A 15779-nucleotide genomic window follows, 5' to 3' on the forward strand; every position below is an offset into this window, starting at 1 on the left:
AGAAGGGCTACACTGCATCTCCGGCGCCACAACCTGACGGAAAAATGGCCTCCGGCGCAGCGGTGTGTAGACCGCAAGCAGGCTCTTTAACCACTTTCAGTTTTGAGAACTATGGATATCCAGCAATACATGCAACGTCTTGGCGAGCAGGCCCGTGCGGCCTCCCGCGCCATGGCCCGGGCCAGCTCCGGTGACAAGGACAAGGCCCTGGCCGCCATCGCCAGCGCCCTGCGCAGCCACCGCAATGCGGTACTGCAAGCCAACCAGCAGGATCTGGACAACGGTCGCAGTAACGGCCTGGATGCCGCCCTGCTCGACCGCCTGGAACTTACCCCGGCCCGTTTCGATGCCATGGTGGAAGGCCTGGAACAGATCATTGGTCTGGCTGATCCGGTGGGTGTGATCACCGACCTGGCCTATCGCCCGTCGGGCATTCAGGTGGGCAAGATGCGGGTACCGCTGGGTGTCATCGGCATTATTTACGAGTCCCGCCCCAACGTGACCATTGATGCGGCGGCCCTGTGCCTGAAATCCGGCAATGCGGCCATCCTGCGCGGCGGCTCCGAAGCCATCAACGCCAACCAGGCCATCGCCGAATGCATCCGTGTAGGCCTGCGCGAAGCCGGCCTGCCGGACACCGCTGTGCAGGTGGTGGAAACCACCGACCGTGCCGCCGTGGGCGAGCTGATCACCCACCCCGAGTATGTGGACGTGATCGTACCGCGAGGCGGCAAGGGCCTGATCGAGCGCATCAGCAATGAGGCGCGGGTACCGGTGATCAAGCATCTGGATGGCAACTGCCACACCTACATCGATGACCAGGCGGATATCGCCAAGGCCATCAAGGTGGCTTACAACGCCAAGACCCAGCGTTACGGCACTTGCAACACCACCGAGACCCTGCTGGTGGCCAACGCCATTGCCCAGCAGGTTTTGCCCGAACTGGCGGCCAAATACCGTGACGCCGGTGTTGAGCTGCGCGGTTGTGAGCAAGTTCGCAGCATTGTCGAGGGTATCCAGGAAGCCACCGAGAGCGACTGGAGCGAGGAATACCTGGCGCCGATTCTGGCGGTAAAGCTGGTCAAGGATCTGGATGAGGCAATTGCCCATATCAACCGTTACAGCTCCGGCCACACCGAGGCCATCGTCACCGAAAACTACACCCGGGCGCGGCAGTTCCTCACCGAGGTGGATTCCAGCTCGGTGATGGTGAATGCCTCCACCCGTTTCGCCGACGGTTTCGAATACGGGCTGGGTGCGGAAATCGGTATCTCCACGGACAAGATCCACGCCCGTGGGCCGGTGGGACTGGAAGGCCTGACCAGCCAGAAGTGGGTGGTGCTGGGCGACGGCCACATTCGCCAGTAGTGGGCACTGCTCGCAACAACACACCGCTGGTGCTGTTCGGCGGCACCTTTGACCCTGTTCACCAGGCCCACATCAGTGCGGCCCGGTCGGTGTCACGGGTGCTCGGCGATGCCCCTGTGCATCTGCTCCCCAACGCGGTGCCACCGCACCGCCCTCAGCCCCTGGCCGATGGCGCACAGCGCCTGGCCATGCTGGAACTGGCCTGTGCCGACCACCCCTGCCTGATTCCGGATGACTGGGAACTGAAACAATCCGGCCCCAGCTACAGCCTGCTGACCCTGCAACACTACCGTGAACAGATCGGTCATCGCCCGCTGGTCTTCATGATCGGCGCCGACAGCTTTGCCAACCTGCATCACTGGCATCGCTGGCAGGACTATGCGGCCCTGTGTCATCTGGCGGTGGTCCCTCGCCCGGAAAGCCCGCTGGCCGCGGATGTGGTACTCAGCACCTTCCCGGAATCGGATGCCGGCAGCATCGCCCGACAGCCCGCCGGCCTGAGACTGATGCTGCAGCGGCCGTTTCTGGGGGTGTCCGCCACCGCCATTCGTCAGGCGCTGGCGGAAAAAGGTGACTGCCCAGCCCTGGACCCGGCAGTTGTTGCCCATATTCATCGCCACCATCTGTATAATGTGGCCAAATCCTCTTCCCCCGAATCAGACACGAGGCCTCATGAGCGCTGACACCCCGCTATTGCAACTGGTTATTGACGCACTGGAAGAAGTCAAAGCCCAGAACATTACCCAGCTGGACGTGCGTGAACTCACCAGTGTGGCCGATAACATGGTCATCGCCAGCGGCACCTCCAACCGCCATGTGAAGGCCCTGGCCGACAACGTGGTGGAAGCGGCCAAGAAAGCTGGCCACGATCCCCTGGGCAGTGAAGGCCAGGACACCGGCGAGTGGATCCTGGTGGATCTGGGCGATGTGATCGTACACCTGATGCTACCCGCCACCCGTGAGTTCTACGATCTGGAACGTCTGTGGCGTAATCCCCAGCATCACCCGGACCGCGAAAACAAAGAATAATGCGTCTTTTCCTGCTGGCGGTGGGCACCCGCATGCCCGCCTGGGTCACCGAGGGTTTCGCCGAATACCAGAAGCGCATGCCCCCGGACATGCGCCTGGAATTGGAAGAAATCCCCCTGCCCAAACGGAGCAAGGGTGACACCGCTAGCCAGGTTCGCAGCGAAGCTGACGCCATCCGCAAACGCCTGGAAAAGTACCCTGGCGCCAAAATCGTGGCACTGGAGGTTAACGGGCGAGCGCTGGACACTCCCGCGCTCAGCCGTAAACTGGGCGAGCTGAAAGATTTGGGCCAGGATCTGGTGCTTTTGGTAGGGGGGCCGGATGGACTCTGCCCGACATTATCCGCCAGCGCCCACGAGCGCTGGAGCCTGTCGACCCTGACCCTGCCCCATCCGCTGGTACGGGTTTTACTGGCCGAACAGCTATACCGGGGCTGGACGCTGCTCACCGGGCACCCCTATCATCGCTGACCTTCGCCCCCTGACGCAGACGCCATCATGCGCCGACCATTAACACTGAAAGACCACCACCATGAACAGCGCATCTTTAGTGTGCGCCTGGTCGTGGCTGTGTTACTGGTGTTGCTGCTGACCCTGATCCTGATCAGCCGGATGGTCTGGCTGCAGGTTATTCAGCATAGTCGCTATACCACCCTGAGTGACAATAACCGGGTACAGACCCTCGCCGTTTCCCCCCCACGGGGGCTGATCACCGACCGGGACGGCGTCATTCTGGCCGAAAACCGCCCCGACTTTTCACTGGAACTGATCATTGAACAGGCGGGTGATCTGGACCAGCTCATTGGCGAACTGGGAAAATTGATCGAGCTGGACACGGGTGATCTGGAGCGCTTTCAGAAGCGCCGCCTGACCGCCCGCCGCCCCTGGGAACCGGTGCCACTGCGTGGTCGACTCAGCGAAGAGGAAATCGCCAGACTAGCCGTCAACCAGCATCGCCTGCCCGGCATCCGTATCTCCGCCGACCCCATTCGCCACTACCCCCATGGCATTCTGTTCTCCCACGTATTGGGCTACGTGAACCGCATCAACGCCCAGGACCTGGAAGCCATGACCCTGGACGAGCAGCGTGACTACGCCGGGACTCACTTCTACGGTCGCTCAGGTATTGAACGCTTCTACGAAGACCAGCTCCACGGGCAGGTCGGTTATCGCCAGGTGGAAACCAATGCCCGCGGTCGCATTCTGCGGATACTCGAAGAACAGCCGCCGGTGCCCGGCGAAGACCTGCGCCTGCGCCTGTCCATGCGAGTGCAGAAAGCCGCCTACGAAGCGCTGGGCGAGCGGCGTGGCGCGGTAGTCGCCATCGATCCCCGCGATGGCAGCGTACTGGCTTTTGTCAGCCGGCCCGGGTTCGACCCCAACCTGTTCGTTACCGGCATTTCCTATAAGGATTATTCCGCCTACCAAAGCGACCCCGACAACCCGCTTTTCAATCGAGCCCTGCAGGGCCGCTACCCACCGGGCTCCACCATCAAACCCATGCTGGGCATCGCAGGGCTGGATGCTGGCGTTACCAACTGGCAGCGCACTATCTCGGACCCCGGCTATTACCAGTTGGAAAACGACCCACACCGCTACCGGGACTGGAAACGCTGGGGCCATGGCCGGGTGGATCTGCACAAAGCAGTGGTGCAATCCTGCGACACCTATTTCTACGACATGGGTTTCAAGCTGGGCATTTCCCGCATGCACGAATACATGACGCAGTTTTCCCTGGGGGCCCCTACAGGCATCGACCTGTATAACGAATCCAGCGGCATCATGCCCTCCAAGGAGTGGAAGCGAGCCTACCGCAATCGTCCCTGGTTCCATGGTGATACCATCAACGCCAGTATCGGCCAGGGGTTTGTGCTGGCAACACCACTGCAACTCGCCACCGCCACCGCCATCACTGCCAGCCACGGCAAGAAGGTGGTTCCTACTCTGGCCGGGCATAAACAGCCGGTAGAACGCACCGAAATCACTCTCAACGACGAGAGCAACTGGGAAAAGATGACCGACGCCATGGTGGCAGTCACCGGTCCAAGAGGCACCGCCAGAGTGATGGCCGTGGATGCCCAATATGCCATTGCTGCCAAATCCGGCACCGCCCAGGTGTTCTCGGTCGGGCAGGATGAGACCTACAACGAGGATGAACTGGCAGAGCGAATGCTGGATCATGCCCTGATGGTATCGTTCGCCCCCGCGGAGCAACCCGCCATCGCCGTGGGCGTGCTGGTGGAAAATGGCAGGCATGGCGGCTCCACCGCCGGGCCGGTGGCACGTCAGGTCATGGATGCCTGGCTGCTGAACGAAAACGGGGAACTGGACGTCCCGCCGGTTTTTGAAGAAAACCCCGCCCCTCCTGCCGAGGTGAACCCATGAGCCAGCGTGAATACCTCCGCCAGATGCCCGGCCAGACCGGGGCCACCCTGTCTCCAGGGCTGGCCATGCGGCTACATCTGGACGCCCCCCTGCTGGCGGGGCTGGCAGTACTGATGCTGGGCGGCTTGGCCGTTCTCTACAGCGCCGGCGGCGAAAACATGGAGACAATAGTCCGCCAGTGTGTCCGTTTTGGCGCCGGGCTCACCGCCCTGTTCCTGCTGGCCCAGATCCCGCCGCGTAGCTACCGATTCTGGGCCCCCTTCCTCTATACCGGCGGTCTGGCCCTGCTGGTTCTGGTATTGATCGCCGGCACGGAAGCCAAGGGCGCCCAGCGCTGGCTCAGTATTCCAGGCATCGGCCGCTTCCAGCCCGCCGAAGCCATGAAACTGGCGGTACCGGCCATGGTGGCCTGGTATTTCAGTGAACGTACCCTGCCTCCCAAATTGATGGATGTACTGGTTGCCCTGGCGCTGCTGGGGATTCCCGCAGCCCTGATTGGCATGCAGCCAGACCTGGGCACCGCCATCCTGATTGCTGCCAGCGGGCTGGTGGTACTGTTCATGGCCGGGTTGTCCTGGCGGTTGATTGCTGTGGCGGTGATTCTGGTGGTGACCGCCGCACCGCTGATGTATTTCTTCGTCATGCACGACTACCAGCGCAACCGGGTAGACACTTTCCTTAACCCGGAAGCGGACCCACGGGGAACCGGCTGGAACATTATCCAGTCGAAAACCGCCATTGGTTCCGGCGGCGTGGATGGCAAGGGCTGGCTGGATGGCACCCAGTCGCGCCTGGACTTCCTGCCGGAATCCTCCACGGATTTCATCCTGGCGGTGCTGAGTGAAGAATTCGGCCTGCTGGGGGTCAGTGTTCTTCTGATGATCTACCTTGTCATTGTAGGGCGAGGTTTTTTCATTAGTTGGCAGGCACAGGAAACGTTTTCTCGCCTGCTCGCCTCCAGCCTGACGATGACATTTTTTATTTATATCTTTGTAAACATCGGAATGGTGTCCGGACTCTTGCCAGTGGTGGGTGTACCGTTACCCCTTATCAGTTACGGCGGCACGTCCATCGTCACTTTGCTGGCCAGTTTTGGCATGCTGATGTCGATTCATACCCATCGGCGGTTGATGAGTTACTAGCAGCAAGGAGCGTGTTATGAGGAGCGAAAACCCTGAAAAAGACGGTGTTGTGCTCTTCGCTCCTTTCAACTCCTAACTCGCTTCTCGCCTTTTTCATCCAGCCGGGCACCAAATCGCTCCGACACGGTCTATGGGAATAATGAGAACAGGAGATCCCCCTTTGCGTCGTTCCTACCAAGCCATTCTGGCCGCAGCACTGACAGTCACATCCCTGCCGGTCCTGGCGGAACACACCTGCCCGGAAAACAATGATTATCTGCAACGCGACCAGGCCAAGGCCATGATCCGCGAGCTGGTGGCCGAAGGCGGCGATGAAGCGCGTATTCGCCAGGTGCTGGGCAGTGCCGAATGTCAGCCCAAAATTCTGGAATCCATTGCCCGCCCGGCAGAAAAAACCCACACCTGGGCCACCTATCAGAAAATCTTTCTGCAAGAGAGCCGGGTACAGAAAGCGGTAGAATTTGCCCGTGAGCATGCCGACACCCTGGCCCGGGCCGAACAGACCTACGGTGTCCCCCGGGAAATCATTCTCGCCATCATCGGGGTGGAAACCCGCTATGGTCAGCACATGGGCACCTACCGGGTGGTGGACGCCCTGGCCACCCTGGGTTTTGATTATCCGCCCCGGGCCAGCTTCTTCCGCAAGCAGCTGAAGGCCCTCTTCGAGCTGGAACAAGAGGCCCATATCGACGCCAACACCATTACCGGCTCCTATGCCGGCGCCATGGGTTATGGACAGTTCATCCCCACCAGCTATCAAGCCTATGCGGTGGACTTCGACAACGACGGCGTGACTGACCTGGTCAACAACCCGGTGGATGCCATCGGCTCCGTGGCCAACTATTTCCATGAACATCGCTGGCAGCCAAATCTGCCGGTAGCCGCGCGCGCCCGCGTGGAAGGCAACGGCTATCAGCCACTGGCCCAAAAAGGCTATAAACCGTCCTTTACCCTGGATCAGGCCAGCAAAGCAGGCGCCACGGCAATAAGCTGCAACGGCGACGGCATTACCAGCGAATACTGTTTTGACCTGCCGGGGGACACGCGCACTGCTCTGCTGGACCTGGAGGGTATCCACGGTACCGAGTTCTGGCTCGCCACCGACAACTTCTACGTAATCACCCGCTATAATCACAGTCGCCTGTATGCCATGGCCGTGCTACAACTGTCACGAGACATTGCTGCAGCCCTGGAGAGCGAGGAATGAAACGGCTAGCCGTGACAACACTGGCAACCGTCTTTCTCGGTGCCTGCGCCACGGCACCGGGCCCATCCGGCACGCCATCGCATAATGGCGCACCGGGTTCCGACCGTTACAGCATGGACCAGGACACCCCACCCAAAGAACGCCGCGATATATCGCAACTGCCTGAACCCGTGCCCAAAGACGAGCCTCGCAGCCGCTACGGCAACCCGGATACCTACAGTGTCTGGGGGAAATCCTATCGGGTGCTGCCCAGTGCCGAGGGGTATCGCGCCGAAGGCCTTGCCTCCTGGTACGGTCAGAAGTTTCACGGCCACCGCACCTCCAGCGGTGAATCCTTCGATATGTACCGCTTTACCGCTGCCCATCGCAGCCTGCCTCTGCCCACCTACGCCAGGGTCACCAACCTGGATAACGGCAAAAGCCTGGTGGTCCGCGTCAATGACCGGGGCCCCTTCCATGAAGACCGCATTATTGATCTGTCCTGGGCGGCAGCAGTCCGTCTTGGCATTGAGCAGGCCGGTACTGGCAGGGTCAGAGTAGAAGCCATCAGTGCCACCCCGGCACCCAATGTGCCTGTCAGCAAGGTGCCCACCGCCGTTCGCGCCGCCGTGGACAGCCCGCCACCAAACGTCGCCACCAACACACGATTATTCTTGCAGGCCGGCGCCTTTCAGGACCGAACCGCTGCCGAGCGCATGCAGCAGACCCTGCTTGAACGACTGGGTCTGGGCAGTGAAATTCGCTCCTCCGGCAATCTGCACCGGGTCTGGATCGGCCCCTACGCCGATGATGAGCAGCGCCAACAGGTCCGCCAAACCATGGCCGATGCCGGTTTCGACCGCCCTGTACCCGTGACGCCCTGATAAAGTCAGGGCAATCTAAGCCGTTCCTCCGGTTAACAGCCCGGTTGCGCTCCTCTAGAATGCAGCCATCCGGTGATGTCAGGGAATTTTTTGCCCTTTCTCTGTCAAAGACACTTGGGCCGCCCCTCGACGCACTGATTCCTGAATTTTCAGGCAGACAAGGACACAACAGGCAGGAAACTCATGCACCCCCAGTCGTTCCGCTCCATCCTCTTTATCGTGTTTGCCACTATTGGCTCCCTGATTGCACTGCAGGCCCAGGCTAGCAGTGTGCCCCGCCCCCCACAGATTGACGCTCGCGGCTATCTGCTGATGGATGCGGCCAGTGGCAATATCATCGTCGAACATAACGCCGACCAGCGCTTGCCTCCGGCCAGTCTCACCAAGATGATGACCGCCTATATCGCCGAGGCAGAATTGCAGAAAGGCAATATTTCCGAACAGGATATGGCGCCGATCAGCGTACAGGCCTGGAAAATGGGTGGCTCCCGGATGTTTGTCCGCGAAGGCACCCGGGTGTCCGTGGGCGAGCTGCTGCGCGGCATTATTATCCAGTCCGGCAACGATGCCAGTGTGGCCATGGCGGAATTCATCGCCGGCTCCGAAGATGCCTTTGCCGACCTGATGAATCAGCATGCCCGCCGTCTGGGCATGAATGACAGCCACTTCGTTAATTCCACCGGCTGGCCTGCTGAAAACCATTACACCACTGCCCGTGACATGGCGCTTCTGGCCCGCGCCATTACTCGCGACTTTCCCGAGCACTACGACATCTACGCGGAAAAGGAATATACCTACAACGGCATCACCCAGCAGAACCGTAACTTGCTGCTGTGGCGTGACCCCAGCGTGGACGGCCTGAAAACCGGCCATACCGAGGAAGCCGGTTATTGCCTGGTGTCTTCCGCCAAGAAAGACGGCATGCGGCTGATTACCGTGGTCATGGGCACCGATTCCGAGTCCGCCCGCGCACGGGAATCCCAGAAACTGCTCACCTACGGTTTCCGCTTCTTTGAAACCTATAAGGCCTACAGTGCCGGTGACATCCTCGACACCGTGGATGTCTGGATGGGCGAGAGCAAACAACTGCGCCTGGGTCTGGCCGAAGACCTGGTACTGACCATTCCCCGCGACAGCCATGAAAGCCTGAAAGCGGAAATCACGGTAAATCCGCAACTGAAAGCCCCGATCGGGCAAGGTCAGCAATACGGCACCGTGACAGTACGCCAGAACAATGAAGTGCTGATGGAGAAGCCGCTGGTTGCCCTGGAGAACATCGAAGAAGCCGGCCTCTTTACCAAGCTCTGGCATCATGTTCTGCTGTTCTTCAAGGGGTTGTTTTAAGCTCCTGCCGCTAGACGTTTGACGCCCCGCCGGTGGCGTCAGGCGTCAGGCTCGTCAAAGGAAACGACATGTCCCAGGTCTATCTCAATGGCGCTTTCATGGCCCTGGAAGAGGCACGGATCTCCCCTATGGATCGGGGGTTTCTGTTCGCGGACGGCATTTACGAAGTGGTCCCGGCCTACAACAGCGTGCTGTTTCGTTTTGACGAACACCTGGAACGCCTGGAACGCTCCTTGCGGGAAGTTGAAATCCGCAATCCCCACAACCGTCAGCAATGGCAGGGTCTGTGTGAAGAGCTGATTGAGCGCAATGGCGGCGGCAACCTGTCGGTTTATCTACAGATCACTCGTGGCGCCGCGACCAAACGGGATCATGCCTTTCCCGAGCCACCGGTTGCCCCCACCGTTTTCATGATGACCAGTCCCATTGCCGTGCCCGCCGCCGACAGCCCGGACACCGCCAGCGGCAGCAAGGCCATCACCCGGGATGACACCCGCTGGGCCCGCTGCGACATCAAATCCATCTCGCTGTTGCCCAACAGCCTACTGCGCCAACAGGCCGTGTCGGACGGCGCCATGGAAGCCATTCTGCTGCGCGATGGTTTCGTCACCGAAGGCTCCGCCAGCAATGTCTTTATCGTGAGCGACGGTGTGATCGTTACCCCACCAAAAAATCATGCCATTTTGGGCGGTATCACCCGCGACCTGATAGTAGAATTATGTGGACAACATGGCCTGCCCTTCGCGGAAAGGGAAATCACCGAGGCAGAACTGCGTCAAGCAGATGAGGTCTGGATCACCAGCTCAACCCGGGAAGTGGTACCGATCACGCAACTGAACGAGGCAGCGGTTGGCGATGGCAAGCCTGGCCCCATGTGGAAAACAGTGGCCCGCCACTATGTGGATTTCAAACGCCGCCTGTGCGGCCTGCAGCAGGAGTAACCAATGGCGATTCAGGAACACCTCTGGGAATTTCCCCACGACATGCAGCTCAAGGTCATGGGCCTGGCGGACTCGCCGCTGGAAACCGTCTTGATCGAGATTCTCGAGATCCATCTTGAGGATTTTGACGCCGACAAACATCTGGCGCGCAAGCCCAGCAGCAAAGGCAACTTTGTCTCCTTCACCGCCCAGGTAACCATGCGAAACCGTGAGCAGGTGGAAGCGATCTACAAGGCTCTCAATGAGTGCCCCCACGTGAAGATGTCGCTCTGACAATTACCGACGCTGAAGGATGAAGTGCCACGAGAGGAGCCCGCTGGCTAGTGGCTCCTTGTGACAACAGCTGTGGCCTTCAGACCCTCGCCATTACACAATTTAACCCTCGGTCACAGCCCGACACGCAAGCCTCACCAAGCCACCATTGGTTTGGCACCTGCGTGCCCGTATCGTCACTCTTATAAGAAGAACGTAACGGGATCACAAAAATGAGAATGCTGACCTTACTGTGCTTGTGCAGTTGCTTGCTTATTCTGGTCGCTGTTGATCTACCGACTCACACCTCTCAGGTTGTTCATACCGCCACCATGCCCAATTCTGCGGACATTATTCCGACCATGCCGCGCAGCCCGCATATCCAGCAAAGCGTGCATGGCACCCCCGTTCATTTTGATGCCTTTGAAACCATCAAACTCCTCGAAGAAGACCAGGACGGTATCGAGTTCGGCATCAGCGTTCAGGAACTGAATCTGCATCTGGTAAACCAGAGGACAGGGAATCGCCTGATCTAGGCTAGTTATTCTGGTTCGATCGTTGTTACCCCGTAAGGGGTCTGCCTTAAGCCCGGCTTTGCCGGGCTTTTTTTATTTCAGCTGCAAGCGACAAGCTTCAAGCTGCAACGCGGTCTGGGCCATGCTAATCACATAGCGCCCTGCCCGCGTTTTTTTGTAGGAGCCTGCTTGCAGGCGAACCGAGCGTAGCGAGGCGGCAAAGATCAAAGTCCGCCATTCTGTCTGAAACCTGTCGAGCTCTGAGATTACTGATCGCCCTGCGGGCGATTTCCGCGCAAACACGGTTCGCTTGCAGGCAAGCTCCTACGCGGCTTCGTCGAAATGAGTAAGTCCCGGGAACTTTCCAACCTTTGCCTATCCAACCAGTGTAGCTTGTAGCTTGTAGCTTGTAGCTTGTAGCTTGTAGCTTGTAGCTTGTAGCTTGTAGCTTGTAGCTTGTAGCTTGTAGCTTGTAGCTTGTAGCTTGTAGCTTGTAGCTTGTAGCTTGTAGCTTGTAGCTTGTAGCTTGTAGCTTGTAGCTTGTAGCTTGTAGCTTGTAGCTTGTAGCTTGTAGCTTGTAGCTGCCTTTATACTCCCCCCATGAACGACGCCTTGATTCGCTATTTCCCCCGGGTGGATTACACCCCCTGCTGGCAGGCCATGCGCACGCTTACCGATGGCCGCACCGCCGACACGGCCGACGAGTTCTGGGTGCTGGAACACCCACCGGTGTTCACCCTGGGCCAGGCCGGCAAGCCCGAGCACGTGCTCAATGCCGGGGATATCCCGGTGGTCAATAGCGACCGGGGCGGACAGGTGACCTACCACGGGCCCGGGCAGACCGTGATCTACCTGATGCTGGACATCAAACGCCTGGGGCTCGGTAGCCGTGGCCTGGTGACCGCCATCGAACAGGGCATCATCGATTTTCTGGCCAGCCATGGCATCGACGCCGCGAACCGGGACGACGCCCCTGGTGTCTATGTAAATGGCGCCAAGATCGCCTCCCTGGGCCTGCGCATCCGCCGGGGGGCCAGTTACCACGGGCTGGCCATCAACCGGGACATGGACCTGTCGCCCTGGCAGCGCATCAACCCCTGCGGCCATGTGGGCCAGCCCATGACCACCCTCAGCGAACAGGGCGTGGTGCTGGATCGCCAGACCATGGAGCAGCAGCTGGTGACGTTATTAGCCAAACGTCTGGGCCTGACGCCACGGACAGCCCCCTTGCCCGACTGGTACAATGACACTTCCGAATTTCCGCCGGCCCACCACAGCCCGGCACCCTGACAGTAACGGACACCCCATGAGCGAGCAGGCACAGGCCAAGCGCAAGGTTCAGATCGGCGACAAGCTGCGTGGCGCGGACAAGGTACGCACCATTCCCATGGTCAATGAAGAGACCGGTTACCAGCGAAAACCGGACTGGATCCGCGTGCGGGTCCCCGCCAACGGCGAAATTCAGCGCATCAAGTCGATGCTGCGCGAGCAGAAGTTGCACACCGTCTGCGAGGAAGCGGCCTGCCCCAACCTGCCGGAATGTTTCGGCGGTGGCACCGCCACTTTCATGATCATGGGCGACATCTGTACCCGCCGTTGCGCCTTCTGTGATGTGGGCTTCGGCCGACCCAACTCGCTCGACCCGGAAGAGCCTCTGCATCTGGCAGAATCCGTGGACAACCTGGGGCTCAAGTATGTGGTGATTACCTCCGTGGACAGGGATGACCTGGCCGACGGTGGCGCCGAGCACTTTGCCGAGTGCATCCGCCAGGTCCGTGCTCGCACCCCGCAGACAAAGATCGAGATTCTCACCCCGGATTTCCGCCCCTGCCTGGACACCGCCGTGGATATCCTGGTGGAGACCGCACCGGACGTGTTTAACCACAATATCGAAACCGTCCCGGAGCTCTACAAACACATTCGCCCCGGCGCCCGCTACCAGCATTCGCTTGATCTGCTGCAGCGTTACAAGGCTCGCCGCCCGGACGTGAGCACCAAGAGCGGCATCATGGTGGGCCTGGGCGAGACCTACGAGCAGGTCATCAGCACCATCCAGGACCTGCGCGCCCACGATGTGGACATGCTGACCATCGGCCAGTACCTGCAGCCCAGCAAACACCACGCCCCGGTGGAGCGTTTCGTCCACCCGGACGAATTTCGCGACTATGCCCGTATCGCCAACGAACTGGGGTTTCGCTCGGTAGCTTCCGGCCCCATGGTGCGCAGCTCTTACCATGCGGACCTGCAGCACAAGGGCATTGATGTGGGCATGCACAAGCCCAACTGACCCCCCGACCCTCGACCGGTACGCAAAAGGCGATGAAATTTACATTTCATCGCTGCTCCCACCACTGACCCGGCCCAGGCTTTGGTTTAGTCTAGTAGCCTGTCATTTTTCCAGTTGCTCTACTTTCTGCCAATTTGTGGCCAGGTCCGTCCATGTATCACCCAGTTGCCTTCAGCGCGCGCTTTCTCCAGCTCTTCTACGCCCTGCCATGTCTTGTCCTGCTGAGCACCATGGCCGCCACTCCGGCCCATGCGGGCTCACCCACTCCCTTGCTGGCTCCAGTACTGGAAGCCGCCAGAAACCTGCAACTGGCTGACGAGCATCTGGCGGTTACCGCGATTCCTCTGAACGGCCCCGGCGAAGCCCGCTTTCTGAATGCGGACATGCCCTTCAATCCCGGCTCCATCATGAAGGTGGTCACCACCTACGCAGCCCTGGAGCTGCTCGGCCCCACCTACCAGTGGCATACCCGCCTGTACACTGATGGCAAGATCAGTGACAGCACCCTGCACGGCAACCTCTATTTCGTTGGTAGCGGCGACCCGAAACTGACCGAAGAACGCCTCTGGCTACTGATGCGCGAGCTGCGTGCCATGGGAATCCAACATATCCAGGGCGATCTGGTACTGGATGCCAGTGCCTTCAATCTGCCCAACGGTATCCCTGATTTCGATGATGACGGCGACAACCCCAACGCCCCCTTCCTGGTTGAGCCCCATGCCCTGCTCACCAATCTGAACGTATTGCGTATTCGTTCCCGGGCTGACGAAAGAGGCATTCATACCTGGACCGAGCCCAACCTTAACGGTGTGGAGATCAATAACCGCATGGTCTTCAAGGACTATGGCCATTGCCCCCGTCGTTACCAGTTCGACTACGAACCGACATTGACCGCTAGCGGCCATACCCGCATCACCATCACCGGCGTGCTGCCCAAAGGCTGTTCCACCAGCAGCTACCTGTCGGTGATGGACCAGGCCGACTATACCGGCGCCCTGATCACCGGCCTCTGGCAGCAACTGGGCGGCACCCTCACCGGTCAGATACGGCAGGGCCTGCGCCCACGTGACAGCGGAACGGAACTGCTGGCTACTACTTCTTCGCGAGATCTTGTCACCATGGTTCGCGACATCAACAAGTGGAGCAACAACGTGATGGTGCGCCAGTTGTTTCTCAGCCTGGGCGCCAAACATCGCCAGCCCGACGACCGGGATGATCTGGCTGCGGCAGAAAGAACCATTCGGGAATGGCTGGAAACCAAAGGCATCGACAGCAAGGGCATCGTGTTTGAAAACGGCTCAGGGCTATCACGGCTGGAGCGCATTTCCGCACGGCAGATGGCAGGCCTGCTCCAGCAAGCCTGGGAAAGCCGTTTTGCTGCAGAGCTGATCGCCTCCCTGCCGCTGATCGCCATGGATGGCACCATGCGACGCCGGCTTGGCAAGGCCGGCATGGCTGGCCTCGGTCATATCAAGACAGGCTCACTGAGAGACGTGCGCTCCATCGCCGGCTTCACTCGTGATGAAAACAACACCACCTGGGCGGTAGTCGCCATGGTCAACCATCACCAGGCCTGGCGTACAGAGACCATCCTCGACTCGGTGATCGAACAGGTGCACCTGGCCGCGCGCCCACCCAGCATTGATACCGCCGGACACTGATACCGGTGTCCTTTGCTTTTATGGGAAGCAATGTCTGGGTGTCGAGCGTCTGACATTCCTTTCCTTCCATCTCTGCTATGCTGCCCGGCAACATCGAATTAGCGAGGCAGCCCATGATCACCCTTCACCACCTGGAAAATTCCCGCTCCCTGCGCATTGTCTGGTTACTGGAAGAGCTGGGCCTGGACTACGAGATTCGCCACTACACCCGTGACAGCAAGACCATGCTGGCACCGCCAGAGCTCAAGCAGGTTCATCCACTGGGAAAATCCCCGGTGATCACCGATGGCGATATCACCGTGGCCGAGTCTGGTGCCATTATCGAATACCTGATCCAACGACACGGCAACGACGCCTGGAAAATTAGCGCTGAAGATCCACGCTGGGTGCAGGAACGCTACTGGCTGCATTACGCGGAAGGCTCGCTGATGCCCCTGCTGGTCATGAAGCTGGTATTCAGCCGCATTCCCAAATCCCCCATGCCCTTTATCGTCCGCCCGGTTGCCAAAGGCATCAGCGGCAAGGTCATCGGCACCTTTATCGACCCGCAACTGGAAAACCAGCTTGCCGTCATCGAGGCACACCTTGGCAAGCAGAACTGGTTCACCGGCGATACTCCCAGTGCGGCGGATATCATCATGAGCTTCCCATTGCAGGCGGCCTCCACCCGCGCCGATCTCAGTAGCCTGCCGGCCATACAGCGCTTTCTTGAACAGATGGAAGCACGCCCCGCCTACCAGCGAGCCGTCGAACGAGCAGGCCCACTGACCCCCATGCGCTGAAACG

The 15779-nt window shown here is 59.8% G+C and carries 16 protein-coding genes; all 16 read left to right on the forward strand.

Annotated elements, in window-relative coordinates; genetic code table 11:
• Window positions 1-111 precede the first annotated feature (111 nt).
• The 16 genes from KZ772_RS07600 to KZ772_RS07675 all read left to right on the forward strand — a co-directional run bounded on the left by KZ772_RS07600 (window position 112) and on the right by KZ772_RS07675 (window position 15775).
• Window positions 112-1368: a glutamate-5-semialdehyde dehydrogenase gene (locus tag KZ772_RS07600; protein ID WP_290539195.1), complete on the forward strand. Its 1257-nt coding sequence runs from the start codon at window positions 112-114 to the stop codon at window positions 1366-1368.
• Window positions 1368-2051, forward strand: a complete 684-nt coding sequence (gene nadD, locus KZ772_RS07605; RefSeq protein WP_290539196.1) for a nicotinate-nucleotide adenylyltransferase — start codon at window positions 1368-1370, stop codon at window positions 2049-2051. Before KZ772_RS07600 ends, nadD begins: the two co-directional genes overlap by 1 nt.
• Complete coding sequence (gene rsfS, locus KZ772_RS07610; protein WP_290539197.1) at window positions 2041-2397, forward strand: ribosome silencing factor; 357 nt, start codon at window positions 2041-2043, stop codon at window positions 2395-2397. The genes nadD and rsfS overlap by 11 nt, the downstream gene beginning before the upstream one ends.
• Entirely contained in the window at window positions 2397-2867 is a 471-nt protein-coding gene (gene rlmH / locus KZ772_RS07615; RefSeq protein WP_290539198.1) for a 23S rRNA (pseudouridine(1915)-N(3))-methyltransferase RlmH, read from the forward strand. The genes rsfS and rlmH overlap by 1 nt, the downstream gene beginning before the upstream one ends.
• 27 nt (window positions 2868-2894) lie before the next feature.
• The gene (mrdA, locus tag KZ772_RS07620; protein WP_290539199.1) at window positions 2895-4781 is read left to right on the forward strand and encodes a penicillin-binding protein 2; all 1887 of its coding nucleotides are present in this window, start codon (window positions 2895-2897) and stop codon (window positions 4779-4781) included.
• Window positions 4778-5923: a rod shape-determining protein RodA gene (gene rodA / locus KZ772_RS07625; RefSeq protein ID WP_290539200.1), complete on the forward strand. Its 1146-nt coding sequence runs from the start codon at window positions 4778-4780 to the stop codon at window positions 5921-5923. Before mrdA ends, rodA begins: the two co-directional genes overlap by 4 nt.
• A gap of 160 nt (window positions 5924-6083) precedes the next feature.
• Complete coding sequence (gene mltB / locus KZ772_RS07630; RefSeq protein ID WP_290539201.1) at window positions 6084-7130, forward strand: lytic murein transglycosylase B; 1047 nt, start codon at window positions 6084-6086, stop codon at window positions 7128-7130.
• Window positions 7127-7993, forward strand: a complete 867-nt coding sequence (locus KZ772_RS07635; protein WP_290539202.1) for a septal ring lytic transglycosylase RlpA family protein — start codon at window positions 7127-7129, stop codon at window positions 7991-7993. Before mltB ends, KZ772_RS07635 begins: the two co-directional genes overlap by 4 nt.
• A gap of 183 nt (window positions 7994-8176) precedes the next feature.
• Complete coding sequence (locus KZ772_RS07640; RefSeq protein WP_290539203.1) at window positions 8177-9337, forward strand: D-alanyl-D-alanine carboxypeptidase family protein; 1161 nt, start codon at window positions 8177-8179, stop codon at window positions 9335-9337.
• Window positions 9338-9405: 68 nt separating this feature from the next.
• On the forward strand, window positions 9406-10278 hold the full coding sequence (gene dat, locus KZ772_RS07645) for a D-amino-acid transaminase (protein WP_290539204.1): 873 nt from the start codon (window positions 9406-9408) through the stop codon (window positions 10276-10278).
• 3 nt (window positions 10279-10281) lie between these two features.
• Window positions 10282-10551, forward strand: a complete 270-nt coding sequence (locus KZ772_RS07650; RefSeq protein WP_290509828.1) for a DUF493 domain-containing protein — start codon at window positions 10282-10284, stop codon at window positions 10549-10551.
• A 212-nt stretch (window positions 10552-10763) separates the two neighbouring features.
• A complete protein-coding gene (locus KZ772_RS07655; protein WP_290539205.1) occupies window positions 10764-11066 on the forward strand; it encodes a hypothetical protein in 303 nt (100 codons plus the stop codon).
• A gap of 579 nt (window positions 11067-11645) precedes the next feature.
• Window positions 11646-12335, forward strand: a complete 690-nt coding sequence (gene lipB, locus KZ772_RS07660; RefSeq protein WP_290539206.1) for a lipoyl(octanoyl) transferase LipB — start codon at window positions 11646-11648, stop codon at window positions 12333-12335.
• A 16-nt stretch (window positions 12336-12351) separates the two neighbouring features.
• On the forward strand, window positions 12352-13332 hold the full coding sequence (lipA, locus tag KZ772_RS07665) for a lipoyl synthase (RefSeq protein WP_290539207.1): 981 nt from the start codon (window positions 12352-12354) through the stop codon (window positions 13330-13332).
• A 152-nt stretch (window positions 13333-13484) separates the two neighbouring features.
• Window positions 13485-14993 carry a D-alanyl-D-alanine carboxypeptidase/D-alanyl-D-alanine-endopeptidase gene (gene dacB, locus KZ772_RS07670; RefSeq protein ID WP_290539208.1) on the forward strand — a complete coding sequence of 503 codons (1509 nt, stop codon included), beginning with the start codon at window positions 13485-13487 and terminating at the stop codon, window positions 14991-14993.
• Between the two features lie 113 nt (window positions 14994-15106).
• A complete protein-coding gene (locus tag KZ772_RS07675) occupies window positions 15107-15775 on the forward strand; it encodes a glutathione S-transferase (RefSeq protein WP_290539209.1) in 669 nt (222 codons plus the stop codon).
• The last annotated feature ends 4 nt before the right edge of the window (window positions 15776-15779 follow it).

Source organism: Alcanivorax sp. (assembly GCF_019431375.1).
GTDB lineage: Bacteria > Pseudomonadota > Gammaproteobacteria > Pseudomonadales > Alcanivoracaceae > Alcanivorax > Alcanivorax jadensis_A.